The 7,341-nt window shown below is 48.2% G+C and carries 8 protein-coding genes; 3 read left to right on the top strand and 5 right to left on the bottom strand.

Annotation, left to right across the window (positions count from 1 at the left end; all coding sequences use genetic code 11):
- Positions 1–47 precede the first annotated feature (47 nt).
- From A918_RS0105270 to msrB, 4 genes are all read right to left on the bottom strand, one after another.
- A complete protein-coding gene (locus A918_RS0105270) occupies positions 48–962 on the bottom strand; it encodes an MBL fold metallo-hydrolase (protein ID WP_022710042.1) in 915 nt (304 codons plus the stop codon).
- Positions 963–1,157: 195 nt separating this feature from the next.
- Positions 1,158–1,511, bottom strand: coding sequence for a hypothetical protein (locus tag A918_RS0105265; protein ID WP_022710041.1), 354 nt, complete (start codon positions 1,509–1,511; stop codon positions 1,158–1,160).
- A 79-nt stretch (positions 1,512–1,590) separates the two neighbouring features.
- A complete protein-coding gene (locus A918_RS0105260; protein ID WP_022710040.1) occupies positions 1,591–3,687 on the bottom strand; it encodes a S9 family peptidase in 2,097 nt (698 codons plus the stop codon).
- A 47-nt stretch (positions 3,688–3,734) separates the two neighbouring features.
- Positions 3,735–4,154 carry a peptide-methionine (R)-S-oxide reductase MsrB gene (gene msrB, locus A918_RS0105255; RefSeq protein ID WP_022710039.1) on the bottom strand — a complete coding sequence of 140 codons (420 nt, stop codon included), beginning with the start codon at positions 4,152–4,154 and terminating at the stop codon, positions 3,735–3,737.
- An 802-nt stretch (positions 4,155–4,956) separates the two neighbouring features.
- On the opposite strand from msrB, the gene A918_RS0105245 reads away from it, so the two are divergent.
- Positions 4,957–5,385 (top strand): MucR family transcriptional regulator, encoded by a 429-nt coding sequence (locus A918_RS0105245; RefSeq protein WP_022710037.1) that lies wholly within the window; start codon positions 4,957–4,959, stop codon positions 5,383–5,385.
- 76 nt (positions 5,386–5,461) lie between these two features.
- On the opposite strand, the gene A918_RS0105240 is transcribed toward A918_RS0105245, so the two are convergent.
- A complete protein-coding gene (locus A918_RS0105240) occupies positions 5,462–5,740 on the bottom strand; it encodes a hypothetical protein (RefSeq protein WP_022710036.1) in 279 nt (92 codons plus the stop codon).
- A 398-nt stretch (positions 5,741–6,138) separates the two neighbouring features.
- On the opposite strand from A918_RS0105240, the gene A918_RS0105235 reads away from it, so the two are divergent.
- Positions 6,139–6,570, top strand: coding sequence for a helix-turn-helix domain-containing protein (locus tag A918_RS0105235; RefSeq protein WP_028233416.1), 432 nt, complete (start codon positions 6,139–6,141; stop codon positions 6,568–6,570).
- Positions 6,567–7,341 (top strand): DUF6456 domain-containing protein (locus A918_RS19510; RefSeq protein ID WP_022710034.1); only part of this gene is annotated, 775 nt, incomplete at its 3' end. The genes A918_RS0105235 and A918_RS19510, both read left to right, overlap by 4 nt.

Below are 7,341 nucleotides of genomic sequence, written 5' to 3'. Positions count from 1 at the left end.
AAGCACCGGAATTTCCGGTGCTTTTTTATTTCAGAGGTGGGAGACGGTTATTCCCACTCCATTTCGCCCTTAATGACCTTGGCGCCAAGCTCAAGGCTGGATACACCGCCCAGATCAGGATAGCGCTTTTTCATAGCGGCAATCAGTTCTTCACTGTTTTTGGCTTTGGCCTGTTCTTCCTCAAAAGCTACAAGATAGTCTTTGGTGAAGGTAACTGCAGAAACATCAGTTTTTGAACCGGCGCTCATATGGGCAGGTACAACAATTTCAGGATTGCGTGCCGCAATGGCATCAAGGGTTTTGATCCATGCCTGACGCTGCTCTGCTTTTGGTGTGTCGGCAAGCCATACATGTTCACCGGCAGTGACCAGAACACCACCGAAAACAGCCTTCAGAGACGGTACCCAGAGGTAACGGCGGTTCCGCATATTCTCTGCATCAATGATCTCGATTTTCTTGCCTTCCAGATCCAGCTCTTTGACGTCTGAAGCCTCAGGCATCACCACATCAGCCAGCGTCTGCGGGCCGTTTTCTTTCAGCTGCGGACCCCAGACTTTCAGTTTACCTTCCACATTGCCTTTAATGGCTTCAACCGTCGCCGGTGCGGCAATCACTTTCGCATCAGGAAACGCGGTTTTGACTGGGCTGAGGCTGAAATAATAATCAGGGTCGCTCTGGCTCACATAGATTGTTGTCAGTGTTTTGCCGCTTTCCTTGATTTTTTCTGCGAGGGCTTTGCCGTCTGAAAGCGTAAAGCCGCCATCCAGCAGAATCGCTTCTTTTTCGCCGGTCAGCAGAACGGGTGTGCGGAGAAAGCCGTTTTCATCTGCCTGAAAGAATTGCCAGTTCAGTGCTTTATTTTCCTGCGCATGGGCAGAGGATACGGAGAGGGCGGAGGTTGCAAGTGTCGCGGCAACAGCCGCTGAGGTCAGAAACTGTGTTGCTGTTTTAAAGAATGTCATGGTCTTTTCCTTCACCGGAGGGATGATATCGGTGTTACGGAAATTAAGGAGCAAAGCGCCGCTGACAAGAAGGCATGTAAAAATCCGCAGGTTACTGCAAAGTAACCGGCTGCGGGCAAAAAGCGGAATTTCAAGGGTTTTCAGGTAATTCCGCTTTGTTTCATCACAGTGAACACAGTGTATATAGTGCTGTTGTTAGCGTTTCAGGCATTTGGCTGCGCGGGGCAGTCCTGCGCTATAGAGGCTTTGCATCGTGTAAAGCCAGCCTTTGCATTCTTCCAGCGAGGGGAAACAGCGATAGCGGCTGATCACCTCCGGATAGTCACTGCTGACAAAGGCGCTTTCGCCAAGCCCCTGAAAAATGCCGACAATAACACCGCTGCCACGCGGAGGCGGATTGCAGCGCTGCCCTGCATATTCACTGACATTTTTACGAACCGCGGCTTCCGCCTGCGGTGTTGAGATGGTGGTCAGAGCCAGAATGCTTAAAGCGGACACGCAAAGCCGTAGCCCGCTTTTGCTGAGGAAATTCAGAGACATGAATGGCATGGCTTAATCCTTTCCTGTTTTCGGAAGGCACGGCAGAGCAGAATTTTCTGCTCTGCGGCTTCATATCTTTATGCGCCTGTTACAGTCTGTCTGCAACCTTAAGCGCGAAAGCATAATTATAGGCGACTTCTTCCAGCTGCGAGAAACGCCCTGAAACACCGCCATGGCCTGCTTCCATATTGATTTTGAAAAGTACAGGATTGCCGCTGGTGGACTGATCGCGCAGTTTAGCAACCCATTTTGCTGCTTCCCAATAGGTAACACGCGGGTCGGTCAGACCTGCTGTTGCCAGTATCGGGGGATAATTTTGTGCCGATACATTGTCATAAGGGGAGTAGGACGCAATGGTACGGTAGTCCGTTTCCGATGCAATCGGATTGCCCCATTCCGGCCATTCCGGCGGGGTCAGCGGCAGGCTGTCATCCAGCATAGTATTCAGCACATCCACAAACGGCACGTCGGCAATTATCCCGCCAAAGGCTTCCGGTGCCATATTGGTGATAGCGCCCATCAGCATGCCGCCTGCCGAACCGCCATGGGCGATAATCCGGTCATGACGGGTGAAATTCTCTGCCACAAGATGTTTTGCTGCAGCAATGAAGTCAGTGAATGTATTGACCTTATGTTCCCGTTTGCCGTTTTCATACCAGGCGAAGCCTTTGTCTTTGCCGCCGCGAATATGGGCAATGGCATAGATAAAACCACGGTCAACCAGAGAGAGGCGTGTGGTCGAGAAACTTGCCGGAATGGAGCTGCCATAAGCGCCATAACCGTAGAGAAGACATGGAGCCGAGCCGTCCAGCGGTGTGTCTTTATGGGCGAGAATGGAAACCGGTACCAGTTCACCATCCGCTGCCGGTGCAAGGAGCCTGCGGGTGACATAATTTTCAATCACATGGCCGCTTGGCACTTCCTGCGTTTTCAGCAGCACGCGTTCGCGTGTGACCATATTATAATCAAAAAGCTGGCTCGGCGTGGTCATGGATGAATAGGAAAAACGGATCACATCCGTGTCATATTCAGCGCTGCCATGCAGACCAAGCGAATAGGCTTCCTCGTCAAAAGCAATAGCATGCTCTGTCCCGCTGCTGCGCTCACGGATAACAATGCGCGGCAGGCCATTATTACGCTCAAGCCAGACCAGATGATTTTTATACGCCCCAACATCCAGAATAATTGTGCCGGATTTCTCGGCAACGACTTCCGTCCAGTTTTGTTTTTGCGGGGCGCTGACCGGTGCGGACATAATCTTGAAGTCCTTTGCACCGTCAATATTGGTGAGAATATAGAAAACATCCCCGCCTTCTGTGAGGCTGTATTCAATGCCGGTTTCGCGCGCTGCCACGAGCTGTGGCTTTGCCAGCGGATTATTGGCCGGTATCAGCCAGACTTCAGAAGTTTCATGATCCTGAATATTGATGAAAACAAAGTCATTCAGTGAACTGCCGGAAACATTCATGAAGAAACCGGCGTCTTTTTCTTCATAGATCAGTGCATCCTGATCCTGCTTTGTGCCGGTACGGTGATAGAATAATTTGGCAGGGCGATGATTATCATCCATCTGCACATAGAAAACGCCCTGACTTGCTGCATCCCATACAGTTCCGCCTGCGGTGGATGTCAGCAAATCCGCGCTGTCTTCCAGTGTGGAGAGATCACGGATTTTGATGTCATAAAATTCGGAGCCTTTAGTGTCCGCAGACCATGCCAGTACTTTATGGTCAGGCGAATAGTCCAGTCCGCCAAGGCTGAAATAGGCAAGGGATGCTGCTTCCTTGTCGCCGTCGATCAGAATGGTTTTATCGCCGCCATCCCGCGGTGTTCTGAAATATTGCGGATGCTGCCCGCCGGTGACATAGGAAATACCATAGGCATAGGCTCCGTCTTTGACCGGCACACTGGAGTCATCTTCCTTGATGCGGCCTTTCATTTCCGAAAACAGTTGTTTTTGCAGCTCCTGCGTATCTGCCATCAAGGCTGACTGATAGGCGTTTTCAGCTTCAAGATGCGAACGGATTTGTGCATCCAGCAGGGAGGGATCACGCAGAACATCCTGCCAGTTGGCAGCACGCAACCAGTGATATTCATCATGGCGGACAATACCGTGGCGCGTGTCGCTGAACGCCTTCTTCTCAGTTGCTGGGGCGTTGTGCTTAGGGAATGAATGCTGGTTCATACTGTTTCCGGTATTGTTGCCAAGATGAGATGTAAAATTTGAGGCTGTCAGGCTTCAGTAAAATATAATGCTGTGCCGTTCATGCAGAAACGCAGTCCGGTTGGTGCTGGGCCGTCAGGAAATACATGGCCGAGATGAGCATCACAATCGGCGCAGCGTATTTCTGTACGGTTCATACCATAGGAATGATCCTCAAAAGCACTGACAGCTTCCGGTTCAGCCGGACGGGTAAAGCTCGGCCAGCCTGTTCCGGAATTGAATTTATCTTCGGAATTGTAGAGCAGACGGTCACAGCAGATACAGTGATATGTGCCGTGGAGTTTGAGATCAAAATCTGGGCTGGAAAATGCGCGCTCTGTGCCATGCTGGCGCGTGATCTTATATTGCTCCGGTGTGAGCTGCTCGCGCCATTCGGCATCGGTTTTCTGAACTTTAAGCGGGCGTTGAGGCATGTTTTTCTCGGACATGATGGTTCTCCGGCGGTTCAGCATACATTCGGAAAGTATAAGGCGTTTTCAAGCCGAATGTGCGTTATTCATAAAGGCAGGTCAAAAAGAGCAGGACTGATCTGGTTTAGTCAGGCCTGCCTGTGTTCAGAATAGTCATTTTTCCAATATATGGGGATATTAACCGCTTTTTAAAAGGTGAATATACAACCGTGTATTTTCAAAGGCATAATATGAACATACGCAGGCGTTTGATCTGCCCGTGCGGCGGATAATCTTATGAAAGCAGTTTTTTTGCAAAAATCCTTGTATAAAATATCCGGAGCCATGAATTGCCAGAAAAATGACTTAATATAGAAATACAGGATTTTTTGATAGAATAGCAAATATCCGCAAAATTGCTTCATATCGCAGTGTTTGCTGAGTTTTACTGTAGTTTGTTTCAAGAGGCGAAATTTCACGTTTTTGGTGAATTCGTTTGCTGAAGATAGTTTCAGAAGCATGTTTTTACATTGTACTATGTGTATAACAGGCTCCGATTGATAATCTTCAGATGAGAAGAGAAATAGTTTTCTGTTTTCGGCAGGTTCGCAGATATTAATTCTCGTGATCTTGAGTGTTGAAATTTAATTGTTTAGTCAAAAATTACAGCATCACTTAACAAAATCGTGAAATAAATTGACATTTTACAAATTTTACAGATATGAGAAGATGATTGCGGGTGGCAAGCTAAGGTTAAACTGGTTGATTGGTGAATGGATAGACTTCTCATGTATTTTCAGAGGGTTTCCAGTCAGCAATATTTATAGGTAAAGGAAGTATAATGGAACATCCAGAGACTGTGGTTTCTGCTGACGAACTGCTGCTCAGTCTTACAGCTGATGTTGTTGCCGCTTATGTCAGCAATAACTCAATACGTGCCGGTGAAGTGCCTGCATTGATCGCTGATGTTCATGCAGCATTTGCCCGTTCAGGTGTTCGTGAAGAAGTGGTTGCTGTGGTTGAAAAGCCTAAACCGGCAATCAGCCCGAAAAAATCAGTTCACGACGATTATATTATCTGCCTGGAAGACGGTAAGAAATTTAAATCGCTGAAGCGCCACCTGATGACCCATTATAATCTGACGCCGGAACAGTATCGTGAGAAGTGGGATCTGGATCCTAACTATCCGATGGTTGCTCCGAACTATGCTGCAGCCCGCTCGCAGCTTGCTAAGAAGATGGGTCTTGGTCGTAAGCGTAAAGCTGCCTGATCCGGCCTGTATCTCTTCAACGAGATATCAAGAGATAAACAACGGCGCGAAAGTGCCGTTGTTTTTTTATGTATTATCAAAGCAGTTGCAGCAGGCGTGTCTGGGCTTGTTTCAGCGCAATGTGCCGGTTGATATCGTAACTCCAGTGTTTATTCAGACCTTTCAGACGTTCTCTTTTGATAAGCCGCGTTAGTTTCGCTGCAATACTTGCTCTCTTTTCGGCCGGCGCATTTAAGGCTTGTTGCAAGTCGATGCCGCAGCTCAGCTGTAAGGCGACGGATTGCGCTGCATGAAGTGCATCTTCTTTACGGTTTTCCAGAAACAGCTGTTTTTCCTGTTGTAGAGTGGCTGACATTGTTAATCCCCTTCATCATGCAGGGGATTATGATGTTTTGCTGCTGGCGGGGGATAAGCAGATATTCTTAATTTTTAAATGTAGTATTGGTTATTTGAGTATTTTTATTATAATTAAATTTGATTGTTTGATAAAATGTTTTTATTGAATGGCTTATTTTTATGTATAGATTCTTTTTTAATATTTGTTATTTGAATTTAATTGTATATTTATATCTATAAACTCAAGTTTATCCCCGTATAAGGTTTTTATATTAAGGATATGTCGTCTGCGGAGGGCATATGTTGAACAATTTTCCAGATTTTTTATCCGGTCGCACGGATTCACTTGTTGTCTTGCATAATTTGCCGGAGTCATCGCGCCTGCATTGTTTATCCGGCGGGCAGGATATACATTCCATGCAGAATGATGTCGGCAACAAACGCATGACAGAGAATGCGCTGTATTTGGCTGATCTGATGCAAAGAAACAGCAGTGTAAAGAGCCAGCTGACAAGCAGGGAGCGGCAATTGCGTGCCTGGAAACTGTGCGGGGCTTTAATGGCGCTGTTGTCTGTTTTCTTTCAGGTATCCTTACACGATTTGCGCAGTCCCCAACGCGGCAATTGCCATATCGCCAGAATCCGGCAATTCGGTATGTATATCGCTCATACCATGTTCGGCCTGTCGATGTCTGAAGTGGCCTATGCATTTTGCCGTGAAAGAACCACGGTTAAACATGCCTGTCATTTGATTGAGGACATGCGGGAGAATGAAAAATTTGACCGCAGTGTCAGCTCGTTTGAATATCTCATTCGGGCGCTTTATCCGTGCGGGAGTGCAGGGGAATGAGCAAAACCATCACTTCATTTTCCCCGAAAGATCAGCAATCAGCTTTGCGGGTACTCAGATTTCTGCTGCGGTCAGCGGCAAGGTTCGAAGGTGAAGAAGGGCGTTGGTTCTTGACCAGTGATGAGGGCGGCACGATTACCTGTCACGAGCTGGTATTGCAGCATTTGCTGGAGGCCGGATTGGTGAAAGCTGAGCAGGACAAAATCACCTTGGAACTTGCAGGACGCGGTCTGCTGAAGACGTTAAAGAAGCCTGCTGAGACGGAACAGCCACAGGAACCTGTTATGCAGATAACCGGCGAAAGCACCCGGAACCGTACCGTTAATAATGCTGAATCCCCGCTGGCTTTGCTTTACCGGAAAAACAAGCAGACGGGGCGGCGTTTTTTGAGTGATGACGAGTTTCATGCCGGAGAGCGGTTGAGGGCTGATTTCACACGCGGGAATATGATGCCACGGATTTCGGCCAATTGGGATGCCAGTGTTGCCGGACGTGTCAGAGGGGAGCGGGGCGGTGCGGCCGAGTTGAGTGATTACGCATTGGATTGCCGGGATCGGGTGAATAAGGCACTCATCGCTGTAGGGCCGGAATTATCCGGTATATTGCTGGATATATGCTGTTTTCTCAAAGGTTTGGAATTGGTGGAGCGTGAGCGTTCATGGCCTGCGCGTTCGGCAAAGATGATGCTGAAAACAGCGCTCAGTATTTTGCACCGCCATTATAATGCAGGGCGGATGCCGGATAGTCATATGTCGCCGGCTGCCTATCACT

It is taken from the genome of Pseudochrobactrum sp. AO18b (genome assembly GCF_000409565.1).
GTDB lineage: Bacteria > Pseudomonadota > Alphaproteobacteria > Rhizobiales > Rhizobiaceae > Pseudochrobactrum > Pseudochrobactrum saccharolyticum.
This window is presented reverse-complemented; position numbering and strand designations above follow the sequence as displayed.

What these genes read in the sequence shown, in the direction of transcription:
- A918_RS0105265 (WP_022710041.1), bottom strand. Translation starts at nt 1,511, where the DNA reads ATGCCATTCATGTCTCTGAATTTCCTCAGCAAAAGCGGGCTACGGCTT.
- A918_RS0105260 (WP_022710040.1), bottom strand. Translation starts at nt 3,687, where the DNA reads ATGAACCAGCATTCATTCCCTAAGCACAACGCCCCAGCAACTGAGAAG.
- A918_RS0105245 (WP_022710037.1), top strand. Translation starts at nt 4,957, where the DNA reads ATGGAACATCCAGAGACTGTGGTTTCTGCTGACGAACTGCTGCTCAGT.
- msrB (WP_022710039.1), bottom strand. Translation starts at nt 4,154, where the DNA reads ATGTCCGAGAAAAACATGCCTCAACGCCCGCTTAAAGTTCAGAAAACC.
- A918_RS0105240 (WP_022710036.1), bottom strand. Translation starts at nt 5,740, where the DNA reads ATGTCAGCCACTCTACAACAGGAAAAACAGCTGTTTCTGGAAAACCGT.
- A918_RS0105235 (WP_028233416.1), top strand. Translation starts at nt 6,139, where the DNA reads ATGCAGAATGATGTCGGCAACAAACGCATGACAGAGAATGCGCTGTAT.
- A918_RS0105270 (WP_022710042.1), bottom strand. Translation starts at nt 962, where the DNA reads ATGACATTCTTTAAAACAGCAACACAGTTTCTGACCTCAGCGGCTGTT.